Annotated in this window: 19 protein-coding genes and 1 pseudogene; 9 read left to right on the forward strand and 11 right to left on the reverse strand. The window is 61.2% G+C overall.

Annotated elements, in window-relative coordinates; translation table 11 throughout:
- Nucleotide 1: 1 nt before the first annotated feature.
- Nucleotides 2-1684: a hypothetical protein gene (locus GJA_RS02345; protein ID WP_144241407.1), complete on the reverse strand. Its 1683-nt coding sequence runs from the start codon at nucleotides 1682-1684 to the stop codon at nucleotides 2-4.
- Between the two features lie 368 nt (nucleotides 1685-2052).
- Between GJA_RS02345 and GJA_RS02350 the strand changes: the two genes are divergently transcribed.
- The 7 genes from GJA_RS02350 (at nucleotide 2053) to GJA_RS02380 (ending at nucleotide 10416) form a co-directional block, all read left to right on the forward strand.
- Nucleotides 2053-2817, forward strand: a complete 765-nt coding sequence (locus GJA_RS02350) for a gamma-glutamyl-gamma-aminobutyrate hydrolase family protein (protein WP_038488358.1) — start codon at nucleotides 2053-2055, stop codon at nucleotides 2815-2817.
- A 127-nt stretch (nucleotides 2818-2944) separates the two neighbouring features.
- Nucleotides 2945-4315, forward strand: coding sequence for a glutamine synthetase family protein (locus GJA_RS02355; RefSeq protein ID WP_038488361.1), 1371 nt, complete (start codon nucleotides 2945-2947; stop codon nucleotides 4313-4315).
- Nucleotides 4316-4329: 14 nt separating this feature from the next.
- On the forward strand, nucleotides 4330-5784 hold the full coding sequence (locus tag GJA_RS02360; protein ID WP_038488364.1) for an aspartate aminotransferase family protein: 1455 nt from the start codon (nucleotides 4330-4332) through the stop codon (nucleotides 5782-5784).
- A gap of 165 nt (nucleotides 5785-5949) precedes the next feature.
- A complete protein-coding gene (locus GJA_RS02365) occupies nucleotides 5950-7116 on the forward strand; it encodes an ABC transporter ATP-binding protein (RefSeq protein ID WP_081905218.1) in 1167 nt (388 codons plus the stop codon).
- 11 nt (nucleotides 7117-7127) lie between these two features.
- On the forward strand, nucleotides 7128-8054 hold the full coding sequence (locus GJA_RS02370; protein WP_038488367.1) for an ABC transporter permease subunit: 927 nt from the start codon (nucleotides 7128-7130) through the stop codon (nucleotides 8052-8054).
- Nucleotides 8051-8905: an ABC transporter permease gene (locus GJA_RS02375; protein ID WP_038488370.1), complete on the forward strand. Its 855-nt coding sequence runs from the start codon at nucleotides 8051-8053 to the stop codon at nucleotides 8903-8905. Before GJA_RS02370 ends, GJA_RS02375 begins: the two co-directional genes overlap by 4 nt.
- Before the next feature lie 23 nt (nucleotides 8906-8928).
- Entirely contained in the window at nucleotides 8929-10416 is a 1488-nt protein-coding gene (locus tag GJA_RS02380) for an aldehyde dehydrogenase (RefSeq protein ID WP_038488373.1), read from the forward strand.
- A 157-nt stretch (nucleotides 10417-10573) separates the two neighbouring features.
- Here the strand turns inward: GJA_RS02380 and GJA_RS02385 are convergent.
- A pseudogene (locus GJA_RS02385) lies at nucleotides 10574-10735 on the reverse strand (DUF899 domain-containing protein); the annotation flags it as partial.
- A 261-nt stretch (nucleotides 10736-10996) separates the two neighbouring features.
- Between GJA_RS02385 and GJA_RS02390 the strand changes: the two are divergent.
- On the forward strand, nucleotides 10997-12517 hold the full coding sequence (locus GJA_RS02390) for a GDSL-type esterase/lipase family protein (RefSeq protein WP_051781353.1): 1521 nt from the start codon (nucleotides 10997-10999) through the stop codon (nucleotides 12515-12517).
- A 54-nt stretch (nucleotides 12518-12571) separates the two neighbouring features.
- Here the strand turns inward: GJA_RS02390 and panB are convergent, their stop codons facing one another.
- The 6 genes from panB to GJA_RS02420 form a co-directional block, all read right to left on the reverse strand.
- The gene (gene panB / locus GJA_RS02395; RefSeq protein ID WP_144241408.1) at nucleotides 12572-13444 is read right to left on the reverse strand and encodes a 3-methyl-2-oxobutanoate hydroxymethyltransferase; all 873 of its coding nucleotides are present in this window, start codon (nucleotides 13442-13444) and stop codon (nucleotides 12572-12574) included.
- Nucleotides 13445-13537: 93 nt separating this feature from the next.
- Nucleotides 13538-14023 carry a 2-amino-4-hydroxy-6-hydroxymethyldihydropteridine diphosphokinase gene (gene folK, locus GJA_RS02400; RefSeq protein WP_038488382.1) on the reverse strand — a complete coding sequence of 162 codons (486 nt, stop codon included), beginning with the start codon at nucleotides 14021-14023 and terminating at the stop codon, nucleotides 13538-13540.
- 3 nt (nucleotides 14024-14026) lie between these two features.
- Nucleotides 14027-15394, reverse strand: a complete 1368-nt coding sequence (gene pcnB / locus GJA_RS02405; protein WP_038488385.1) for a polynucleotide adenylyltransferase PcnB — start codon at nucleotides 15392-15394, stop codon at nucleotides 14027-14029.
- Nucleotides 15387-16058, reverse strand: coding sequence for a histidinol-phosphatase (locus tag GJA_RS02410; RefSeq protein WP_038498435.1), 672 nt, complete (start codon nucleotides 16056-16058; stop codon nucleotides 15387-15389). Before GJA_RS02410 ends, pcnB begins: the two co-directional genes overlap by 8 nt.
- Nucleotides 16058-16726, reverse strand: coding sequence for a DnaA regulatory inactivator Hda (gene hda, locus GJA_RS02415; protein ID WP_038488388.1), 669 nt, complete (start codon nucleotides 16724-16726; stop codon nucleotides 16058-16060). Before hda ends, GJA_RS02410 begins: the two co-directional genes overlap by 1 nt.
- Before the next feature lie 81 nt (nucleotides 16727-16807).
- The gene (locus GJA_RS02420) at nucleotides 16808-17899 is read right to left on the reverse strand and encodes an AI-2E family transporter (protein WP_038488391.1); all 1092 of its coding nucleotides are present in this window, start codon (nucleotides 17897-17899) and stop codon (nucleotides 16808-16810) included.
- A gap of 134 nt (nucleotides 17900-18033) precedes the next feature.
- Here GJA_RS02420 and purM point away from each other — a divergent pair, with 134 nt between their 5' ends.
- The gene (gene purM, locus GJA_RS02425; protein ID WP_038488394.1) at nucleotides 18034-19077 is read left to right on the forward strand and encodes a phosphoribosylformylglycinamidine cyclo-ligase; all 1044 of its coding nucleotides are present in this window, start codon (nucleotides 18034-18036) and stop codon (nucleotides 19075-19077) included.
- Nucleotides 19078-19178: 101 nt separating this feature from the next.
- Here the strand turns inward: purM and GJA_RS02430 are convergent, their stop codons facing one another.
- From GJA_RS02430 to GJA_RS28135, 3 genes are read right to left on the reverse strand one after another with little or no spacing between them, the layout of a single operon-like run.
- Nucleotides 19179-20393 carry a 6-phosphofructokinase gene (locus tag GJA_RS02430; RefSeq protein ID WP_038488397.1) on the reverse strand — a complete coding sequence of 405 codons (1215 nt, stop codon included), beginning with the start codon at nucleotides 20391-20393 and terminating at the stop codon, nucleotides 19179-19181.
- Between the two features lie 53 nt (nucleotides 20394-20446).
- Nucleotides 20447-21403 carry an alpha/beta hydrolase family protein gene (locus GJA_RS28130; protein WP_242404427.1) on the reverse strand — a complete coding sequence of 319 codons (957 nt, stop codon included), beginning with the start codon at nucleotides 21401-21403 and terminating at the stop codon, nucleotides 20447-20449.
- 42 nt (nucleotides 21404-21445) lie between these two features.
- Complete coding sequence (locus GJA_RS28135) at nucleotides 21446-22471, reverse strand: hypothetical protein (RefSeq protein ID WP_242404428.1); 1026 nt, start codon at nucleotides 22469-22471, stop codon at nucleotides 21446-21448.
- Between the last annotated feature and the right edge of the window lie 59 nt (nucleotides 22472-22530).

Here is a 22530-nt window from a genome sequence, read left to right on the forward strand (position 1 = left end):
CTTACACAGAGGACAATAAACGATCCAGGCCGACAACGACTGAGTTATTGTCCGCTTTCAAAAATTCTTGCTGTTCGTCGGCAAAGTAGTTGCGGACGGGCGAATGCCTGGTTCTGGCCGAAATAATATATTCCCCCACATCCCTTGCAACGGTAGTGGGGGCTTTGCCCTGCAAGCCATTGGCAATCTGCTGAAGTTGATCGATGACGGTTTTTTGGGATGGGTCCGATGGCGGAATCAGCGGGGTGAACATCCAGTTCCAGCTCATATGAGGCTGGCCGAGCAATTTTCCGATGTTATTCGTATTCGCCCCCTCGTACACCGGGGGCATGGTACTTTCCCGAATTAACTCATGAAATACTTTTTTTGGTGCGCCGCCCAAGCGCAGCACCAAAAGCTGGCCTTTTGCCAGCGAGCGGATCTGTGCGATAGCGTTGTCGCTATCGTGCGCCGACACAATTTTGGTGGATGCTGGCAAGTCTGTCAGCGCTGAATCCTTGCAGTTGCCGGTGATCAGTAAAACCGTTCCCAGTGTATTGCTGTGTTTTTGCGCATATTGAATCCCTGCCGCCAGCGCCGTGATGGCGACTTTAAAGTCTGCGCCGTAAGTCGTCATCATATCGACTTTACCTTTGCGAACGCCGGTTAACAGGGTATTGAGCGTTTCGCCGCAAGCCGTCCTGTCGAATGCTTTTTTGCGCAACAGGGAAGCTTCTTGCGGGTGTCCGGATGCCGACAACTTTGCGGCTTGCGCATTTAAGGTGTCGGCTTCCTTTTGGTATTCCAGCGTCACCAGGAAATTCAAATTTTCCGGTTTTGCAACCAGCTGGGAAAAATAAGTCAGGCGGCTTTGACTTAGCGTTGCGGGATCCGGTCTTTGTGAGGAATGCGAGCGGCCTTGGCTTGAGTTTTCCGCGCCTAATGTTTTTGAGATAAAGTCTTGTGAAATCTTGTCAACACCTTGGATCTTGGGCCGTGTACTACCAACCCCGACATGATTCAGCAATTTTTTCTTCGGCACGATGCTGACAAAGCGCGGCGAATGCCATTGGTGGGGTTGTAAAACGAGGACTTTGCTGGCATTCAGATTCTTGTGTAAATCGACATTGAGCGGGTTATCAAGCGCCGCGTAAATGCCTAATTCTGTTTTCTCATGTGATTCGATATTCTGTAGGACGCGTATTCTTTTATCCAGCAGTTCCTGTACGGCTTCGCCATTATCGATATAGCCAGGCAGCAGCGTCTCCAATTTTTTCGATGTCGCCTTATCATTGTTTTCGGGAATAAGTTCAATTATTTTATTAAACCCCAAATCGCGTAGCTCTTGCACCATGGTCAAGGTCGCTGCCTGATGTCCTAAACCCGGTGCTTTGGGTACGCCAATACGAATCTTGTCCAATGTCCCCAAATATTGTCGCACCTTGGCGATGCGGGCCTTGTCAGCCTCATTTAATGCGATGCCGGCATTCGGCAATCTCGCACGCGTGACGGTATTTTCGGCAGACGATGGCGTGTTGTTAATGACATGACGCATGGTATTGGAACCTTGCGCAAGCGCCAGGTTTGATGAGCGAGACTTGTTGCCGCCAGTTACGGAAGCTTTGCCAGCATCGCGCTCATTTGTTCTGATTGTTCGTTCAAGATCCTGAGGATTGTGATGGCCAGAGATTTGCTGGTTGGGCATTGTATTTGTGTAATTATATTTATACATATTTTAATAATATTCAAGGAAATAATTAATATTGTTGAAAAATATATTTCACAATTGACGGACAATTCGTGAAATGATGTGATGTCATTGCTGTGAAACGTACTGAAGAAGAAACGCATCAGTTATTTTTGGTGCGTGCGGTAGGGAATTGGTTCCTATTTGGGTGTAAAGGAATTTCCAGCGATCTTATAAAATCGCATCTAATTGGTTCTGTGTTTCCAATTAAAAATAGCTATTTCCCCAAATGCTGTACAGTAAGGCATGGCTTAATTGAGATTGGTGCAAGATTGGTGCATATGCTGGTCCCAATTCCAGGCACCATCACTGAACGGAGATAAATCATGCGCCGTCCCATTGTTATTGTTCCCGCCTGCGCTAAGCCGATCGGCGCGCATGCGTATCACACGGCGCAAGACAAATATGTGCAGGCGGTCGTCAACGGCGCGCGCTGCATGCCGCTGGTCTTGCCGGCGCTGGGCCGCGACACCGACCTGGAAGCGGTGCTGGCCACCGCCGACGGCGTGATGCTGACCGGTTCGGCATCGAATCTGCACGCCGGCCTGTACGGCGAAGAAGTGCGCGATGCCAGCCTGCCTCTGGACCCGGCGCGCGACGCCACCACCTTGCCGCTGATCCGCGCGGCGCTGCGGCGCGGCATCCCGCTGCTGGCGATTTGCCGCGGTTTCCAGGAGGTCAATGTGGCGCTGGGCGGCAGCTTGCACCAGGCGGTGCACGACGTGGCCGGCATGCACGACCACCGTGAAAACGAAGAGTTCGACCTCGAGCGCCAGTACGCTCCGGTCCACCGCGTATCGCTGCGGGAGGACGGACGCATGGCGCAGATCCTCGATGGCGCGGCCGAGATGATGGTCAATTCGCTGCATGGCCAAGGCATCGCCCGGCTGGCGCCGGGATTGGCGATCGAAGCGGTGGCCGACGACGGTTTGGTCGAAGCGTACCGCGTGGCCGATGCGCCCGGCTTCAGCCTGGCGCTGCAATGGCATCCGGAATGGCGCATCGCCGACAACCCGCAATCGATGAAATTGTTTGGCGCATTCGGCCAGGCATGCCGTGTTTACCAAGGTAAAAGAAAGGGAGGACTATGACTACCTACGAACGGTGGGCGCGGCGGGTTCCTTAGTTATCCCGCGCCACGCAGCACTCCCCACAGCACCTTCGGCGCGCCAGCGAGCCCAGAGCCCGGCGCTTGATCAAGACTTAAGAGAGAAGTACATGGCAATTCGCGAAAATTTTACCTATACCGACATGGATTTGTGGCTCAATGAAAAACGGGTCACCGAAATAGAATGCCTGGTGCCGGACTTGACCGGCGTTGCGCGCGGCAAGATCCTGCCACGCGGTAAATTCACCCAGGAGCGCGGCATGCGCATCCCGGAAGCGGTGCTCGGCATGACCGTCACCGGCAATTATCCGGTCGACGACGGCGGTTACGACCGGGCCATTTCCAGCACCGACCGCGACATGATCTTGAAGGCCGATCCAACCACCATCACGATGGTGCCGTGGGCCACCGATCCGACCGCGCAAGTGATACACGACTGTTATTTCGCCGATGGCATGCTGGTCGATTTCGCGCCCCGTTCGGTGTTGCGGCGGGTGTTGAAACTGTATGCCGACAAGGGCTGGAAACCGGTGGTGGCGCCCGAGCTGGAGTTTTACCTGACCGCGAAGAACACCGATCCCGACTTGCCGCTGCGGCCGCCGGTCGGCCGTAGCGGGCGCGCCGAAACCAGCCGCCAGGTGTACAGCATCGACGCCGTCAACGAGTTCGATCCGCTGTTCGAGGATATCTACGATTACTGCGAGCTGATGAACCTCGACGTCGATACGCTGATCCATGAAATCGGCGCCGGCCAGATGGAAATCAACTTCCTGCATGGCGACCCGCTGGGCCTGGCCGACAAGGTATTTTTCTTCAAGCGCACGCTGCGCGAAGCGGCGCTGAAGCACGATATGTACGCCACCTTCATGGCCAAGCCGATGGCCGGCGAACCGGGTTCGGCGATGCATGTGCACCAGAGCGTGGTCGACGCCAGGACCGGCTTGAATATCTTCAGCAATGAAGACGGTTCGGCGGCGGCGATCTTCAAGCATTACATCGGCGGCTTGCAGCGCTATATGCCGGCGGCGATGGCGATCGTCGCGCCGTACGTCAATTCCTACCGCCGCATCGTGCGCCATACGGCCGCGCCGATCAATATCCAGTGGGGCGTGGATAACCGCACCGTCGGTTTCCGGGTGCCGGAATCGGGCGTGCAAGACCGCCGCATCGAAAACCGCATCATCGGCGCCGACGCCAATCCCTACCTGGCGCTGGCGGTGACGCTGGCCTGCGGCTACCTCGGCATGGTGGAACAGCTGGAACCGACGCCGATGATGGGCGGCAGCGCCTACGACATGAAGTTCGAACTGCCGCAAGGCTTGCCGGAAGCGCTGCAGGCGCTGCGCGCCGAAGACAAATTGCGCACCGTGCTGGGCGAGCGCTTCATCGATGTCTATGCCGCGATCAAGGACCTGGAACACCAGGAATTCATGACCGTCATCAGCCCCTGGGAACGCGAACATCTTTTGCTGCACGTCTGAGAGAAAGGAAGACCATGTCGAATAATCCATTGGCGCCCAGCGCCTCTTTAGTCGCGTCGGTGCGCCACAGCGCCAGCCATCAGCAGCTGTACGATACTGCCGCGATCCAGCAGCTCGACTCGGCGCATTATCTGCATCCGTTCACCGATTTCCAGGAATTGAACGCCAGGGGCGCACGCGTGATGGTGCGCGGCGACGGCATTTATTTGTGGGATTCGCACGGCAAGAAAATCCTCGACGGCATGTCCGGCCTGTGGTGCGTCAACGTCGGCTACGGCCGCACCAGCATTTCGGAAGCGGTCTACCGGCAGATGGAAACGCTGCCGTTCTATAACAGCTTTTTCAACACCACCAACCTGCCGGCGGTGCAACTGGCGGCCAAGCTGGCGCAGATCTCGCCGCCGCAATTCCAGCACGTGTTCTTCACCAGTTCCGGTTCGGAAGCGAACGACACCAATCTGCGCATGGTGCGCCGCTACTGGGATTTGCTCGGTTATACGGAGCGCCACACCGTCATCAGCCGCCACAACGCGTATCACGGCAGCACCGTGGCCGGCGCATCGCTGGGCGGCATGGATGGCATGCATGCGCAGGGCGGCTTGCCGATCCCCGGCATCGAACATATCGGCCAGCCGAATTACCTGGAGGCGGGACACGGCATGACGCCGGAGGCATTCGGCTTGAAGGCGGCCTCGTGGCTGGAAGATAAAATCCTCGAAATCGGCGCCGACAAGGTCGCCGCCTTCATCGGCGAACCGGTGCAGGGCGCCGGCGGCGTGGTGATTCCGCCGGCCACCTACTGGCCGGAAATCCAGCGCATCTGCGACAAATATGGCGTCTTGCTGATCGCCGACGAAGTCATTTGCGGTTTCGGCCGCCTCGGCACCTGGTTCGCGTCCGAACTGTTCGGCATCAAGCCCGACCTGATCACGTTCGCCAAGGGCGTCACGTCCGGTTACGTGCCGCTGGGCGGGGTGCTGGTCGGCGACCGGGTGGCGAACGTGCTGATCAGGCAGGGCGGCGAATTCGCCCACGGTTTTACGTACTCCGGCCACCCGGTGGCGTGCGCCGCCGCGCTGGAAAACATCCGCATCATCGAAGATGAAAAGCTGGTGCACAAGGTGGCCGACGATACTGGCCCCTACCTGAAGCAGCGCTTCGCCACGCTGGCCGACCATCCGCTGGTCGGTGATGCCGACAGTTGCGGCTTCGTGGCCGGCCTGAACCTGGTGCGGCGCAAGGGGGCGACGCTGCACGACCATGTGCCGTTCAGCGACGAGCAGAATATCGGCATGATTTGCCGCGGCCATATGTTCGACAACGGCATGATCATGCGCGCCGTCGGGCCGCGCATGATCGTCGCGCCGCCGCTGGTGATGAGCCGGGCGCAAATCGATGAAATGGTGGCGCTGATCCGGCTGTGCCTGGACCAGACTTATGACGATGTCAAGGCGCGCGGCTGGTTATAAACGGCGCGAAAACAGCGGGCGGAACTTGTGTTGGATTCAGCCGACAAACCCGGATCGGGACAAGTTTTGGACCGGATCGCGGACACATCCGCTAAACTTCGGGGTTTGGCCGGTTTTTAAGCTGATGCCGCCCGCTTTTTTCGATCAATTTTTATTTGCACAACCATGACGACTGCACCATCCGCCGCACCGGCCAGTGAGAACAGCCCGCCTATTCCGCCGATTGCCCCCTTCCTGTCGATCAGTCACCTGGTCAAGGCGTTCGACGGCGTGCGCGCCGTCGACGATATTTCCGTGACCATCAACAAGGGTGAGATTTTTGCGCTGCTGGGCAGTTCCGGGTGCGGCAAGTCGACCTTGCTGCGCATGCTGGCCGGCTTCGAAACGCCGACCTCCGGCCAGATCACGCTGGCCGGCCAGGATATCGTCAACGTGCCGCCGTACCAGCGGCCGATCAATATGATGTTCCAGTCGTACGCGCTGTTTCCGCACCTGACGGTGTGGGACAATATCGCCTTCGGCTTGAAGCGCGACGGCTTGCCGAAAGATCAAGTGGCGGCCCAGGTCGACAAGATGCTGGAGCTGGTGCAATTGTCGAGCTATGCCAGGCGCAAGCCGCACCAGCTGTCGGGCGGCCAGCAGCAGCGCGTGGCGCTGGCGCGCAGCCTGGCCAAGCGGCCGCAATTGCTGCTGCTGGACGAGCCGCTGGGCGCGCTCGACAAGAAGCTGCGCGAACGCACGCAGATGGAGCTGGTCAACATCATCGAGCAGGTCGGCGTGACCTGCGTGATGGTGACCCACGACCAGGACGAGGCGATGAGCATGGCGACGCGCATCGCGGTGATGAGCGAAGGGCGCATCCTGCAAGTGGGCGCGCCGGGCGAAATCTATGAAACCCCGAATTGCCGCTTCGTCGCCGACTTCATCGGCAGCGTCAACCTGTTCGACGGCCATATCACCGTCGACGAGCCGGACCATGTGGTGATCGATACGCCGCAAGGCCAGTGTTATGTCGCGCACGGCATCACCGGCACCATGGGCATGCCGGTGTCGGTCGCGGTGCGGCCTGAAAAAATGGCGCTGCAAGTCGCGCCGCCGGCGGCCGGGGAACGCGCTTCGCCGGCCGAGCATGGCTACAATTGCGCGCCCGGCGTGATCACCGCGATGGCGTATTTTGGCAATGAAACGCTGTACCACGTGCGGCTCGACAGCGGCATGCAGGTCAAGGTGTCGCGCACCAACGCGGCGCGCCACGAAAGCGCGCGCCTGGAACGCGAGCAGCGCGTCCACGTGTGGTGGGACGGCGCCGACATGGTCGTGCTGACCAGCTAAGGAAATCATCGATGAAATCCTTGCCGCTCCCGTTGCGAAATTTGGTGGCCCTGCGCTGGGCCAGTGGCCGCAACGTCGTCATCGCCGTGCCGTTCCTGTGGCTGGCCATCGCCTTCCTGGTGCCGTTCCTGATCGTGCTGCGCATCAGCCTGTCCGACCTGGACGGCGGCAGCCCGCTGGGCGGCTTGCTCAGCTACGCCGACGGCGTGCTGCAACTGAAGGTCAAGGTGGCCAATTACCTGACCATCTTCAGCGACGACTTGTATGTGCTCACTTACCTCAGTTCGCTGAAATACGCCGCCGTCACCACCGCCATCTGCCTGTGCATCGGCTACCCGTTCGCGTATGCGATGGCGCGCGCGAAACCCGCCGTGCGGCCGGTGCTGATGATGCTGGTGATGCTGCCGTTCTGGACCTCGTTCCTGCTGCGCGTGTATGCGTGGAAGGGCATCCTGGCCAACCACGGCTTGCTGAACGACTTGCTGCTGACGCTGGGTGTGATACAAGAGCCGCTGCACATGATGAATACCGCGTTTTCGCTGGTGGTCGGCATGGTCTACGCGTATCTGCCGTTCATGATACTGCCGCTGTACGCCAACCTGGTGAAGATGGACATACGCTTCCTGGAAGCGGCGGCCGATCTCGGCGCCACGCCGCTGCAGGCGTTCTGGCGCATCACGGTGCCGCTGTCGAAGTCCGGCATCATCGCCGGCTCGATGCTGGTGTTTATCCCGGCGGTCGGCGAATACGTGATCCCGGAATTGCTGGGCGGCCCGGAAACGCTGATGATAGGCCGGGTGCTGTGGGATGAATATTTCACCAATAACGACTGGGCCATGGCGTCGTCGGTGACGGTGCTGGTGATCTTGCTGATCCTGGTGCCGATGGCGATCTTTAACAAATACAAGGCTGGCCAGGAAGTAGGAGCGCGCGCATGAACGGAGCCACTTTCCTGCAACGCTGGTTCGGCCGCGGCTGGCTGTCGCTGGGTTATCTGTTCCTGTACCTGCCGATCGTCGTGCTGATCGTTTTTTCCTTTAACGAGTCGCGCCAGGACATGGTGTGGAGCGGCTTTTCGCTGCGCTGGTACCATGAGCTGATGAACGACACCGAAATCATTTCCGGTTTCGGCCTGTCGCTGAAAATCGCCTTCATGTCGGCCACCTCGTCGGTGATCCTGGGCCTGTTCGCCGCGTTCGCGCTGACCAGCTACCAGCGCTTCAAGGGCCGCACGGTGTTTTCGGCGATGGTCAGCGCGCCGCTGGTGATGCCGGAAGTGATTATCGGCCTGTCGCTGCTGCTGATGCTGGTGTCGATGCAAAAAGTGTTCGGCTTCCCGGAGCGCGGCACGTTCACGATCTGGATCGGCCATACCTTGCTGGGCATGGCCTACGCCGCCGTGGTGGTGCAGTCGCGCCTGCAGGAAATGGGCAAGTCGCTGGCGGAAGCGGCGATGGACCTCGGCTGCCGGCCGCACCAGGTGTTTTTCCTGGTCACGCTGCCGAATATCACGCAAGCGCTGGCGTCGGCCTGGCTGCTGACTTTTACGCTGTCGCTGGACGACGTGGTGCTGTCCGCGTTCCTGTCCGGCCCCGGTTCGACCACCATGCCGCTGGTGATTTTCTCGCGCGCCCGGCTTGGCCTGGACCCGCGCGTGAATGCGATCGCCGCGCTGACCATATTGGTGGTGACGATCGCGGTGATCGTATCGAGCGTGATGCTGGCGCGCGCCGAACGGCGCCGCCGCAAGCAGATTTCCGCAGCGTTTTCCGCTGACGGTTCGGAGTAAAAACAACCTTTGAGGAGACGATAATGACAACGGCGACATGGCATGAACGCGCGCGGGAACTGACAATCGACGGCCGCGCCGTGATCAACGGTCAGCGGGTGTGGGCCCAATCAGGACAGCAGTTCGACGACCTGTCGCCGATCGACGGCCGCAAGCTGGGCCTGGTGGCGCGCTGCGACGGCGCCGATGTCGATGCCGCGGTGGTGTCCGCGCGGGCCGCGTTCGACGACCGGCGCTGGGCCGGCAAGTCGCCGGCGCAGCGCAAGCGCGTGCTGCTCAAGTTCGCCGACCTGGTGCAGCAATACGGCGCCGAGCTGGCGCTGCTGGAAACGCTGGACATGGGCAAGCCGATCAAATACAGCCAGAGCGTCGACGTGGCCGCGACCGCCAACTGCCTGCGCTGGTATGGCGAGGCGATCGACAAGATCTACGATGAAATCGCGCCGACCGCGGCCAGCAGCCTGGCGCTGATCACCCGCGAACCGGTCGGCGTGGTGGCCGCCATCGTGCCGTGGAATTACCCGATGATCATGGCGGCGTGGAAGATCGCCCCGGCGCTCGCGGCCGGCAACAGCGTGATCTTGAAACCGTCCGAAAAGTCGCCGCTGACGGCCTTGCGGCTGGCCGAGATCGCCCTCGAAGCGGGCTTGCCGCCGGGCGTATTGAATGTCTTGCCGGGCTACGGCCACGAAGCGGGCGCCGCGCTGGCGCTGCACATGGATGTCGATTGCATCGGTTTCACGGGCTCGACCCGGACCGGCAAGCTGATCCTGCAAATGGCCGGCCAGTCGAACCTGAAGCGGGCCTGGACCGAGTTGGGCGGCAAGTCGGCCAATATCGTGTGCGCCGATTGTCCCGACCTGGACCAGGCGGTGGCGGCGGCGATCGGCTCGATTTATTTCAACCAGGGCGAAAGCTGCAATGCGCCGTCGCGGCTGTTTGTCGAAGAATCGGTCAAGGAACAATTCCTGGAAAAGGCGCTGGCCATGATGCCGGCATTCCAGCCCGGCGATCCGCTGGCCGAAGCGACCGTGATGGGCGCCATCGTCGATGCGACGCAGATGAACACTGTGATGGGCTATATCGAAGCCGGCAAGGCCGATGGCGCCAGGCTGCTGTCGGGCGGCGCCCAGGCGCGTGGCGACAGCGGCGGCTTTTATGTGCAGCCGACCTTGTTCGACGGCGTACATGGCGGCATGCGCATCGCCCGCGAAGAGATTTTCGGGCCGGTGTTGTCGGTGTTCGGTTTCAGCGATATCCACGACGCGGTCAGGCAAGCCAACAGCACGCCGTACGGCTTGCAGGCGGCGGTGTGGACCTCGAATATCAGCAAGGCGATCCAGACCGCGCGTGCGCTGCGGGCCGGCACGGTGCACGTCAACCAGTACGACGGCGACGATATCACGGTGCCGTTCGGCGGCTACAAACAATCCGGCAATGGCCGCGATAAATCCTTGCATGCGTTCGATAAATATACTGAACTGAAAACTACCTGGATCCAGATCGCTTAGAGCCTATCGCAGTAGTGAGCGTCTTGTTCTGGCCGCGCATCAGGAGCGCGGACCAGGCGTGAGGAGCAAGCGTGGCGAGCCACGCGACGACGATCAACGCAGTCCCCGTTCCTGAGGGGCGCCAGAAGAGGGCGTATTCATCTACTGGGATAGGCTCTTAATACGACAACTTCGGATACCAGTCCTCGCCGCGTTCGCCCGGCGTCAAGTCCAGCAGATTCCATAACGGCGCCGGGTCGGGCGCGCCGCGCGGATCCTGGCCTGGATCCTGGGTGCCGCCCAGTTCCGCGCCGCAGAAATGGCAGACCTTGCCGCCGCTGCCAGCGTGGCGGCGGATTGTAGAGTGCTCATGCTGTGCTCCCTGTCTGAGTGGTTCAAGCAAATGACACGCTACGCCGTTCGCCACGCGCCGGATGTGCGCTGTTTCACGCATGCGCCGGGCTTCTTAATTTTCTGATATTTTGCTCTGTGGATACTTTTTCCATGTAGAATTATTTTCTTTATAGCAATCTTATAATTTGGGAGAAACGGCATGAAGGTCAGGTTTCATCACGTAAAAAAAATGGTATTGGCATTATTGATGGCAAGCAGCATTCCGGCGCTGGCCCAGTCCAGCGCCGCGGCAGTGCCATGGACCGGCACGTGGGCGGTCACGCCGTGGACCACCGGTGACGCCGGGTTTAACAACCAGACCATCCGCCAGATCGTCTACACCAGCATCGGTGGCTCGGCGGCGCGGGTGCGGCTGTCGAATCTGTTTGGCGGCGAGCCATTGCAAATCGGTAACGTCCATATCGCGCTGCGCGACAAGGACGCCAGGATCGTTCCCGGCAGCGACCGGCTGGCGACATTCGGCGGCCAGACCTCGATCACCATCCCGCGCGGCGCGGAGGTGCTCAGCGATGCGGTGGCGCTGAATGTGCCGGCGCTGGGCGATGTCGCCGTCAGTATTTATTTGCCTGGACGCACCGGCAATAATTCGACCGGCCATGCCGGTTCGCTGCAAGACGTGTACATCGCGCCGGGCAATGTCAGCGCCACCGTCGATTTGCCGGGTGGCAGCGCCAATTCGGTCAGTGGTCAGGCATATTATTTCCTGACCGGCCTGGACGTGCAAAACCCGGCGGCGACCGGCGCCGTGGTGGCGTTCGGTGCGTCGATCACCGATGGCATCGCGTCGCGCGGCAATGTAAACCGGCGCTGGCCGAACGACCTGGCGCGCCGCTTGCAACAAGCCAATATGACGGTCGGGGTGTTGAATCAGGGCATCAGCGGCAATAACTTTTTCTTCGATGGCGCCGGCCAGGCCGGCCGCACCCGCTTCAAGCGCGACGCCTTGCAGCAGGCTGGCGTGAAATGGGTGATCGTGTCGGATGACGCGGTGAATAGCCTGAACAACGGCAATCCGCCATCGGCAGCCGAGCTGATCGCCGTGTACAAGGAATTGATTGCCCAGGCGCACCAGGCCAACGTCAAGTTCCTGTGCTCGACGCTGACGCCATTCCACGGCACGCCGCAATGGACGCAAGGCGCCGAGAATACCCGCGCCCAGCTGGCAGCGTTCATGAAAGGCCCGGACAGCGGTTGCGACGGCATCGTCGACCAGGCGCTGGCGACCAGCGATCCGGCCGACCGCACCCGCTACTTGCCGGCCTTTAATGCCGGCGACAGCCTGCATCCGAATGAAGAGGGGTTGCAGGCGATTGCCGACGCGGTGCCGCTGAATAAATTGCGTTTGTTGCCGGCCGTGACGAAACCGCTGGTCTGCGGCCAGTTGCTGGCTGGGGAAGGCTTGTTGCGCGGCGAAACGCTGACCTCGTGCGACGGACGTTTTACGCTGCACCTGGGCCAGGATGGCAACCTGACGATTGCCGATGGCGATACCCAATTATGGGCCAGCGGCACGGCCGGCAGCAGCGCGGCAGAGGTCTTGCTGCAAGACGATGGCCGCCTGGTGCAATACGATGCGCAAGGGACTGTGCTGTGGCAGAGCGTCAGCGCCAGCCATCCGGGCGCCGTGACGTTCTTGCAAAATGACGGCAATTTGGTGACCTACAGTAACAACCAGCCGGTGTGGGCGTCGAATACCTGCTGCCACTGAGTGTAATGCGAACGGTGCGGCCGGCGTATCAGGCGGCCGCACCAAATTGTACGATCAGAAGCAGTGTTCCGGCGCCGGGAAGCTGCCGTCTTTTACCGCGCGCACGTAAGACGTGACGGCGGCGTCGATGCTGGTTTCGCCGTCCATGAAGTTGCGCACGAAGCGCGCCTTGCGGCCCGGGAATACGCCCAGCAAGTCGTGCATCACCAATACCTGGCCGGAGCAATCCGGACCGGCGCCGATGCCGATGGTGGGAATGGCCAGCAATTCGGTGACTTCCTGGCCCAGTTGCGCAGGGATCGCCTCGATCACCAGCAGCGATGCGCCGGCCGCCTGCAGCGCCAGCGCGTCCGATTTCAGCAAGTCGGCGCTTTCGGTGGTCTTGCCCTGCACCTTGTAGCCGCCCAGCTGGTGCACCGATTGCGGCGTCAAGCCCATGTGGGCGCATACCGGGACGGCCCGCTCGGTCAGGAACTTGACGGTCTCGGCCAGCCAGGCGCCGCCTTCCAGCTTGACCATGTGGGCGCCGGCCTGCATCAATTGCACGGCGTTGTGAAAGGCGGTTTCCGGCGTGCCATAGGCGCCGAACGGTAAGTCGGCCACGATCAGCGCCGACTTGGCGCCGCGTGCCACGGCGGCGGTGTGGTACGCCACTTCGGCCACGGTGACCGGCAGCGTCGAGTGATGGCCGTTGCACACCATGCCGAGCGAATCGCCGATCAGCAGCACTTCCACGCCGCAGCGCTCCATCAGCGAAGCGAAGCTGGCGTCGTAGCAAGTGAGCATGGTGATTTTTTCACCGGCGCCGCGCAGCGCGGCCAGTGCCGGAATGGTGACGGCCTTGGTGAGGACTGGCTTGGCAGGCGCTGGTGCTGGAGCGGCCTTGTCTTTTGCAGCCAGTTCGGTTCCTTGCAAATATGCGGACATAAGGGTTCTCTTGGTTATAAGGGGAGACGACGCCGCTAGTGTAGTACTTTATGGCGGCGCGCGCCGGAGCGGCATTTTAACCGCAGGGGGGCGTCAGGTGATTTTGCTGATCGCCTGATCGGCTACCGCCGCTGAAAACTGCCGCGCCGGGCCGAGGCCGGGAATGTCGATCCGCGGCGCCAGTTCCAGCAGCGGCACCAGCACGAAGGCGCGCTGCTGCAGGCGCGGGTGCGGCACTTGCAGCAGCGGCGTGCCGATCTGCTGTCCGTCGTACAGCAGCAAGTCGAGGTCGAGCGTGCGCGGCGCGTTGCGGTACGGCCGCTCGCGGCCATGTTCGGCCTCGATGCGGTGCAGCGCGGCCAGCAATGCATGGGCTTCCAGGCCGGTGACGATGCGCACCACGGCGTTGATGTAGTCGTCGCCGCTGGAATCGATCGGCGCGGTACGGTACAGGCTGGAGACCTTTTCCACCGCGCTGTCCGGCATGCGGCCCAGCCGCAGCACCGCTTCGGCCACATTGGCGCGCGCGTCGCCGAGGTTGGCGCCGATACCGATATAGGCTATCAATGCATTACTCACGCATTACTCGCCGCTGCTGCCGCCAGTCGTGCCGGTAGCGCTCTTGCCGCGGTTGCTGCGCCGTGGCGGACGTTTTTTCCTGGCGCCGCCCGGCGCCGCGTTGGCGCTGGCCAGCAGCGCTTCGCGGGTTTCTTCGTCGCCTTCATAAAATGCGGTCCACCACTCGCCCAGTTCGGCCTCGATCTCGCCGGAAGCGCAGCGCAGCAGCAGGAAGTCGTAGCCGGCGCGGAAGCGCACGTGTTCCAGCAATTTGTACGGCGACTTGCCGACCCGGCGCTCGAAGCGCGGCTGCATGGCCCAGATGTCGCGCATGTCGGAACCGATCTTGCGCTGCAAGGCCAGTTTTTCGGTTTGCGAATCGAGCACGTCGTCGGCCGCCAGGTGCAGCGCCGGAATGGTCGGTTCGCCGGCCGCGCGGTAGGCGGTCCATTTTTCCAGCACCTGGTGCCACAGCAGCGACGCGAACAGGAAGCCCGGCGACACGCCCTTGCCGGCGGCGATGCGCTGGTCGGTCGAGTCGAGCGCCAGCGTGACGAACTTGACGCCCAGCGGCTGTTCCAGCACCACGTCCAGCAGCGGCAGCAAGCCGTGATGCAAGCCTTCCTTGCGCAATTGCTGCAGGCAGGCCAGCGCGTGGCCGCTCATCAGCAATTTCAGCATTTCGTCGAACACCCGCGGCGCCGGCACGTTGTTGATCAGCGGCGCCATCACGGCGATCGGCGCGGCGGTATCCGGTTCGATGCTGAATTTCAGCTTGGCGGCGAAACGCACCACGCGCAGCATGCGCACCGGGTCTTCGCGGTAGCGCGCTTCCGGCTGGCCGATCATGCGCAAGGTCCTGGCGCGGATATCCTCGACGCCGCCGTGGTAGTCCAGCACCTGCTGGGTGGCCGGGTTGTAGTACATGGCGTTGATGGTGAAGTCGCGCCGCAGCGCGTCTTCATGCTGCAGGCCGAAGGTATTGTCGCGCAATACCCGGCCATGCTCGTCCTTCGGCGCCGAATCGGCGCCGGCGCCGCGGAAGGTGGTCACCTCCAGCAAGTCCTGGCCGAACATCACGTGCACGATCTGGAAGCGCTTGCCGATGATGAAGGCGCGGCGGAACAGGCGCTTGACCTGTTCCGGCGTGGCGTTGGTGGCGATGTCGAAGTCTTTCGGCTTGACGCCCAGCAGCAGGTCGCGCACGGCGCCGCCGACCACGAAGGCTTCGTAGCCCGCTTCCTGCAGGCTGCTGGTGATGCGGATCGCGTTCGACGACACCAGCTTCGGGTCGATGGCATGCTGGTCCGGCCCCAGCACCACCGGCGCGGTGGTGTCGCGCTTGGCGGATTTCTTGGTGCCGAGGATCTTGCGGATGAATTTTTTAATCATTGAATAAATGGAGTGATGGCCAGCCGTGGATCGATGCATGTGCGCTCAAAGCGGCGTTGGGATTGGTCGCGACCGGATGGGTGACAACCGACATCAGCGGAATGTCGTTATGCGAATCGCTGTAAAAATAGCTGCGCTCGAAGCCGCCCAGCGTCTTGCCGAGCTTTTCCAGCCACGCGTGGGTGTGGGTCAGCTTGCCGGCGCCCAGCGTCGGCGTGCCGTTGAGCCGGCCGGTGACGTTGCCTTCGGCGTCCAGCTCCGGCATTGCGGCGATCAGGTGTTCGACGCCCAGCGCGTCGGCGATCGGCTTGGCGATGAAATGATTGGTGGCGGTGACGATCGCCACCAGGTCGCCGGCGTCTCGGTGTTTTTGCAGCAGGGCCAGCACCGACGGCAAGATCGCCGGCTTGACCACTTCTTCCATGAATTGCAGGTGCAGCCGGTCGAGCTGGGTGCGCGGGAATTGCGACAGCGTGCCGAGCGCGAATTCCAGGTATTCGACGGCGTCCAGCGTGCCGGCCTTGTATTGTTCATAAAAGGCGGCGTTGCGGCTGGCGTACTGCGCGGCGTCGATCAGGCCGGTGCGTACCAGGAAATTGCCCCACTCATTGTCGGAGTCGATGGGCAGCAGGGTATGGTCAAGGTCAAACAGGGCCAGATTCATCATTCTTTCGCTTCCGCCTGCAGCAACTCGCGCAACAAAGGCAAGGTGATCGGGCGTTGGGTTTCCAGGGAATATAAGTCAAGAGAGTCCAGCATCGTCGACAGCGAGCGCATGTCACGCCGAAAATGGGACAGCAGATAGGGTAACACGCCGGGCGACAGCGTCAAGCCGCGGGTGATCGCGGCCTGGGTCAGCGCCGCGACTTTTTCATCGTCGGTCAGGCTGTGGATCTGGTAGATCAGGCCCCAGCCCATGCGGGTGCGCAAATCCTCGCGCACCGGCAGCACGGCCGGCGGCACGGCGCCGCTGCAGACCATGAAAGCGCCGTTGGCGCGGATTTCGTTGAACAGCGCAAACGCGTCGATCTGCGCCAGCGGCGACAGCTTTTCGCAATCGTCGAGCAGGTACAGGTCGATTTCCGGCGAATAGACGAATTCGGATTCGATCGAAAACGGCGAAATGTAGCGCGCCCGCTCGGTGCTGGCCAGCGCCTTGAGCAGGTGGGTCTTGCCGGCCGCGAGTTCGCCCCACAGGTAGGTAAAATGTTCGCGCGAGGTACGCGCGGCGAAGTGGCGCATCAGCTGCGCCACTTCGGCATTCTGTCCCACCTCGAAGGTATCGAGGCTGTGCGCCTGGTCTGCGCCTAAATCGAGCACCAGTTGTTTCATGGCGTTCGCCTTGTCCTGTTTTTAGGTATTACGTTGTTACTGATTGCCAGCGCTCAGTTTACCACCGAGCTTTGCGCCGAACTACGCATTATAGAAGCTGCTGCTCAGGTAGTGGCGCCGAAGATGCTTAAATGCCACCATCAAGATGGCCGACGCCGGCAACGCCAGCAGCACGCCGACAAAGCCGAACAACTGGCCGAACGCCAGCAAGGCGAAGATCACCGCCAGCGGATTGAGGCCGATGCGCTCGCCGACCAGCCGCGGCGTCAGGAAAAATCCCTCGAAGACCTGGCCGCAGCCATAGATCACGGCCACCGCGACGACCCCGCTCCAGTCGGCGAATTGCAGCACGGCGGCGATCAGCGCCAGTATCAGGCCGAGACCGAAGCCCAGATACGGGATAAACACCAGCAAGCCGGTCAGGATGCCGACCGGCAGCGCCACGTCGAAACCGGCCAGCGCCAGCGCCGCCGAGTAATACAGCGCCAGCACCAGCATCACCAGCAACTGGCCGCGCAGGTATTGCGCCAGCAGCGTGTCGACTTCCTCGGCCATGCCGACGGTGTGGCCGATCCAGCGCCGCGGCACCGCGCCCGCGATCCGCGCCAGCATCGGGTGCCAGTCCAGCAGCAGGTAAAACAATACCACCGGGATCAGCACCAGTGTCGCCAGCCAGCCGATCACGAACGTGCCGCCGATGCGCGCCGACGACAGCACGGTGCCCCAGATTTCATCGCCGCCGGCGGTGATTTGCTGCGACAGCAAGCGCCGGATGCCGGTGCCGTCGAGGCGCACCTTGATGCCCATTTCGCGCAGCCGGGGCGCCAGGAAATCGTTGGCCTTGTTCAGGAATTGCGGGATTTGCGCCTTCAGCAGCGGAATTTCCTTTTGCAGCACCGGCAGCACGATCAGTACCAGCGCGGTAATCGCCAGGAAAAACAGCACGATCACGATCAGCGCCGCCACCGGCCGCGCGATGCCGAGGCGGGGAAAGCGCTTGAAGCGCAGCCGGTCGAGCCGGTCGACCAGCGGATTGAGGGCGTAGGCCAGGATGGCGGCCGTCAGGAACGGCGTCAGCACCGGGCCCAGTGTGATCAGCAAGAGTAAAAATGCCAGCCAGACCGCGACCCAAAATGCCGTTTGCTTCTGTTCTGCTGTGAAGGGAAAAGGCATGAAGTGAGTTGTTTTTATTAAAAAAAGGCAGGTTGACGGGGCATTTTGATAAAATAGCGGATTGACCGGTTTTCACGCGTGCGTGCAATTTTGGTCTACGCCTTCTATTTTACCGCCTTCGCTGCCACCACACCATGAACCAGACCTCTAATGTTTCCCTGTCCTACCGCGATGCGGGTGTCGATATCGATGCCGGCGACGCCTTAGTCGAAGCAATCAAGCCGTTTGCCAAGCGCACCATGCGCGAAGGCGTGTTGAAGGGTATCGGCGGCTTCGGCGCGCTGTTCGAAGTGAGCAAAAAGTTCAAGGAGCCGGTGCTGGTGTCGGGTACCGACGGTGTCGGCACCAAGCTGAAGCTGGCGTTCGAACTGAACCGCCACGACACGGTCGGCATCGACCTGGTCGCGATGAGCGTCAACGATATCCTGGTGCAGGGCGCCGAACCGCTGTTCTTCCTCGATTATTTCGCTTGCGGCAAGCTGGACCTGGCCATCGCGACCGACGTGATCAAGGGCGTGGCCAAGGGCTGCGAACTGTCCGGCTGCGCGCTGATCGGCGGCGAAACCGCTGAAATGCCGAGCATGTACCCGGCCGGCGAATACGACCTGGCCGGTTTTGCGGTCGGTGCGGTCGAAAAATCGAAAATCATCGACGGCACCACCATCGCCGCCGGCGACGTGGTGCTGGGCCTGGCTTCGTCGGGCGCCCATTCGAACGGTTATTCGCTGGTACGCAAGATTATCGAAGTGGCAAAACCGGACCTGGAAGCCGACTTCCACGGCCGCAAGCTGGCCGACGTGCTGATGGAGCCGACCCGCATCTACGTCAAGCCATTGCTGGCGCTGATGGAAACCATGGAAATCAAGGGCATGGTGCATATCACCGGCGGCGGCCTGGTGGAAAACGTGCCGCGCGTGTTGCAGCCTGGCCTGGTGGCCGAGCTGGACTCGAAGGCATGGACCATGCCGCCGCTGTTCCACTGGCTGCAACAGCACGGCGGCGTGGCCGACGCCGAAATGCACCGCGTGTTCAACTGCGGCATCGGCATGATCGTGATCGTCTCGCAAGAAAACGCCGACGCGGCGTTTGCGCAATTGAGCGCGGCCGGTGAAACCGTGTCGCGTTTGGGCGTGATCCGCGCCCAGGTGGGCGATGAGCATCAGACCATCGTGGTCTAAAAGTTAGCCTACGCAGAGATGTAAAAATGGCGCCTGGTGCGCCATTTTTTATGCCCTCAGGCAGGTCGGACTGGTGCGCAGCGCGTCATCCGCCGCCTGGATCACGGCTTCCATCGCTTCGCCACCGGCGGCGCGCGCAGGCGGAACGCGTCCGGCATGCCGGAACCGAGCAGCGGACGCAGGTAGAGACGGAAGGCGTCGGTCACGTCGGTGCCGCTAGCGCTGATGAACTCGTCTTCCATGGTGCGCGTCTTGCCGGCCACGTCGGTCAGCGGCAGCAAGGCATAATCGACCGAGTAAAAACCGGTGCGCTTGATGGCGACCGAGCCGTCGGCATCGCCCCACATCGCGAATTGCACGGCTTTTTCGCCGACTTCGCGCGCCTCGCGCTGATCCACGTCGGAGACGCAGCCGATGAAGGAGCGCTGCAAATAACCGAAGGTGTCGCCGCGCACGCGCTTGATGCCCAGCGTCGATTTGATTTCATCGCACAGCAGATCGGCCAGCGCGCCGGTGCCGGACAATTGCACGTTGCCATGGGCGTCGCGTTCGACTTCCTTCGACAGCAGGCTGGCGATCGCCTCGCCGGACGCGTCGTGGATGCCTTCGGACACCGCGATCACGCAGCGGCCATGGCGTTCATAGGTTTCCTTGACGTCGGCCAGGAATTTATCCAGCGAAAATACCCGTTCCGGCAAGTAAATCAGGTGCGGGCCGTCGTCGGGGAATTTCTTGCCCAGCGCGGCGGCGGCCGTCAGGAAGCCGGCGTGGCGGCCCATGACGACGCCGACATACACGCCAGGCAGCGCTGCATTGTCGAGGTTGGCGCCGGCGAATGCCTGCGCGACGAAACGCGCCGCCGACGGAAAGCCCGGCGTATGGTCGCTGCCGACCAGGTCGTTGTCGATGGTTTTCGGGATATGGATGCAGCGCAGCGGATAGCCGGCTTTGCGGGCTTCTTCGCTGACGATGCGCACCGTATCGGACGAGTCGTTGCCGCCGATATAGAAAAAGTGTTCGATTTGGTGGGCCTGCAACACCTGGAAAATTTGCTGGCAATACGGGATGTCCGGTTTGTCGCGGGTCGAGCCGAGCGCCGACGACGGCGTGGCCGCCACCAGTTCCAGGTTGTTGCTGGTTTCCTGGGTCAGGTCGACAAATTGCTCGTTGACGATGCCGCGCACGCCGTGCAGCGCGCCATAGATGCGCGTGACGTTGCGGAAGCGGCGCGCTTCCAGCACCACCCCGACCAGCGACTGGTTGATGACGGCGGTGGGGCCGCCGCCTTGGGCGACAAGAATTTTTCCAGACGACATAGCGACTCCTAGAGGTGAGCGAACCTCAGCCTACTCCAAAAACCGCCGTGCCGTCATGGTGTGCCGATATTTCTTGCCAAAAATTTCTCGACCCGGCTCCAGAAATCGATGCGGTTTTTCGGCAAGGTCCAGCCATGTCCCTCTTCATCGTAGACCACCCATTCCACATCCTGATTGGTGGCCTTGATCGCATCGCGAAACTTCTTGCCGTGATACAGCGGCACGCGCCGGTCGGCTGCGCCATACGCCAGCAGCAGCGGCTGCTTGATGCGCGCCGCTTGCTGCACGGGCGAAGTCGCCTTGAATTGTTCCGCATCCTTGACCGGATCGCCGATCAATTCCGGCATGCCGTATTGTTTCCACTCTTCGCTCAGGTCGGAAGCGAAACTCCAGTGGCCGCTGTACATCAGGCCGATATCGGTGACGCCGAGCCAGTTGATGCCGCAGCGGTACAGATGCGGGTCATTGACCAAGCCCATCAAGGTGGCGTAGCCGCCATAACTGGCGCCGGCGATGCAGATCCGCTGGCTGTCGGCGATACCCTCGGCGATCGCCCAGCGCGTGCCGTCGGCGATATCGTCCTGCATCGTCAATCCCCATTGTTTCCATCCTGCCTTGAAATGCTTCTCGCCAAAACCGGTGCTGCCGCGGTACTCCGGTTGCAGCACCGCATACCCGCGCGACGCCAGGAATTGGGCTTCCGGATCCCAGGCCCAGGAACCGCCGCGCAGATACGGCCCGCCATGCACCAGCACCACCAGCGGCAAGTTTTTGCGATCTTTACGCGCCACGCCATGCGGCAAGGTCAGCCATGCGGGAATGTCCAGCCCGTCGCGCGCCTGGTAATGCACCAATTCCTGGGTCGCCATCTGCGCTGCCGTTATCTTCGGATAAGTGCCGCCAACTTTTTGCCATTTGCCGTTATCGGTATTAAACAAGCGATACACATCCGGTTGCTGGTCGGAATAGGAGCGTACCAGCAGATGGGGCGCGCCCGGCTGCGCAGGCACGCTGATCAGGTTGATCGTATCCGGTAGCGCGGCATCGACGGTTTACTGGACCGCTTGCATCGGCTTGGAAAACCAGTTGGTCGCTACCGCGTCGGCCAGGAAGCGTATGCCCAGTATGTCATGCTTGTTCGTGATCAGGCTGCCGTCGAAATCGTAGTCGCTGATTGTCACCAGCGGCTGGTCGGCGATCTTGCTGTTTTGCAGGTCGTAAGAATAGATCGCACTCTTGTCGCCGATGACGCGTGCGCTGACATATAAGGTGCCATTCGGGCCGAAGGCGAATGGCACAAAGTTGCCTGGACCGCCAAAGTAAGTCTTGAATTCGGCGAGTTTGCGCCACTCTGCCTTGCCTGGATCGCGATAAAAAATTTGTTCCATGTCGCGCTCCCCGGTGACCGCAAGCCGCGGCTGGCCTTGATGATCGAGCAGCCAGCGGCGCGTCTTGCCGGGCCGCGGCACGATTTCGCCGTGACCGGTCAGCGTGTTCAGGCGCAGCAAGTCGACATAGTCAGGCCGCTGCAAGCTGTTGTAGTGCTGGCTGAGCACATACACGTATTCCGTATCCTGGGCGCCCTTTTGCTGCATCATGAACGTATGCCATGGCAACATTTTGGCGACGCCCAGGTTGTTGCGGTGAGTCCCGCTACGGCTGGCCAATTGCTTGAACGCGCTGCCGTCGCGATTGACGGCATACAGACCCGGTCCGTATTCGAGGTCGGCTCTGCCGATCTGACGGTCGCGGGTATTGTAGATCAGCCGCTGTGGGTTGACCCATTCAAACTCGCCGATATCGACATCGGCAAACTCGGCCACCACCTTGATTGAATAATCACTCAAGTCCACCACGGCCAGCCGCTCGCGTTGTTGCGGGCCATTCATGCGCATCGCCAGCCAGCGCCCATCCGGCGACAACAGGGCGGCGCTGAATTCCGGGTTATCGAAAAAATCGGCGATCGGCGGTGGTATTGCGGCTTGCGCCTGGGCGGTTGCGCCGATGCTGGCGGTCAGCACACCGGTCAGCAAAACCAGGAACAACAGCAGGGACGACTTGAAAGTGCGCAGCAGCATGGTTTTTGGATGATATTAAGCGAAAGGTAATATATTATCATTCGCTCAATATCTTCACG

The organism is Janthinobacterium agaricidamnosum NBRC 102515 = DSM 9628 (assembly GCF_000723165.1).
GTDB classification, from domain to species: Bacteria; Pseudomonadota; Gammaproteobacteria; order Burkholderiales; family Burkholderiaceae_D; genus Janthinobacterium; species Janthinobacterium agaricidamnosum.

Coding starts and splice junctions, on each gene's coding strand:
- GJA_RS02345 (WP_144241407.1), bottom strand. CDS start 1,684: ATGCCCAACCAGCAAATCTCTGGCCATCACAATCCTCAGGATCTTGAA.
- GJA_RS02350 (WP_038488358.1), top strand. CDS start 2,053: ATGCGCCGTCCCATTGTTATTGTTCCCGCCTGCGCTAAGCCGATCGGC.
- GJA_RS02355 (WP_038488361.1), top strand. CDS start 2,945: ATGGCAATTCGCGAAAATTTTACCTATACCGACATGGATTTGTGGCTC.
- GJA_RS02360 (WP_038488364.1), top strand. CDS start 4,330: ATGTCGAATAATCCATTGGCGCCCAGCGCCTCTTTAGTCGCGTCGGTG.
- GJA_RS02365 (WP_081905218.1), top strand. CDS start 5,950: ATGACGACTGCACCATCCGCCGCACCGGCCAGTGAGAACAGCCCGCCT.
- GJA_RS02370 (WP_038488367.1), top strand. CDS start 7,128: ATGAAATCCTTGCCGCTCCCGTTGCGAAATTTGGTGGCCCTGCGCTGG.
- GJA_RS02375 (WP_038488370.1), top strand. CDS start 8,051: ATGAACGGAGCCACTTTCCTGCAACGCTGGTTCGGCCGCGGCTGGCTG.
- GJA_RS02380 (WP_038488373.1), top strand. CDS start 8,929: ATGACAACGGCGACATGGCATGAACGCGCGCGGGAACTGACAATCGAC.
- GJA_RS02390 (WP_051781353.1), top strand. CDS start 10,997: ATGGCAAGCAGCATTCCGGCGCTGGCCCAGTCCAGCGCCGCGGCAGTG.
- panB (WP_144241408.1), bottom strand. CDS start 13,444: ATGTCCGCATATTTGCAAGGAACCGAACTGGCTGCAAAAGACAAGGCC.
- pcnB (WP_038488385.1), bottom strand. CDS start 15,394: ATGATTAAAAAATTCATCCGCAAGATCCTCGGCACCAAGAAATCCGCC.
- GJA_RS02410 (WP_038498435.1), bottom strand. CDS start 16,058: ATGAATCTGGCCCTGTTTGACCTTGACCATACCCTGCTGCCCATCGAC.
- hda (WP_038488388.1), bottom strand. CDS start 16,726: ATGAAACAACTGGTGCTCGATTTAGGCGCAGACCAGGCGCACAGCCTC.
- GJA_RS02420 (WP_038488391.1), bottom strand. CDS start 17,899: ATGCCTTTTCCCTTCACAGCAGAACAGAAGCAAACGGCATTTTGGGTC.
- purM (WP_038488394.1), top strand. CDS start 18,034: ATGAACCAGACCTCTAATGTTTCCCTGTCCTACCGCGATGCGGGTGTC.
- GJA_RS02430 (WP_038488397.1), bottom strand. CDS start 20,393: ATGTCGTCTGGAAAAATTCTTGTCGCCCAAGGCGGCGGCCCCACCGCC.
- GJA_RS28135 (WP_242404428.1), bottom strand. CDS start 22,471: ATGCTGCTGCGCACTTTCAAGTCGTCCCTGCTGTTGTTCCTGGTTTTG.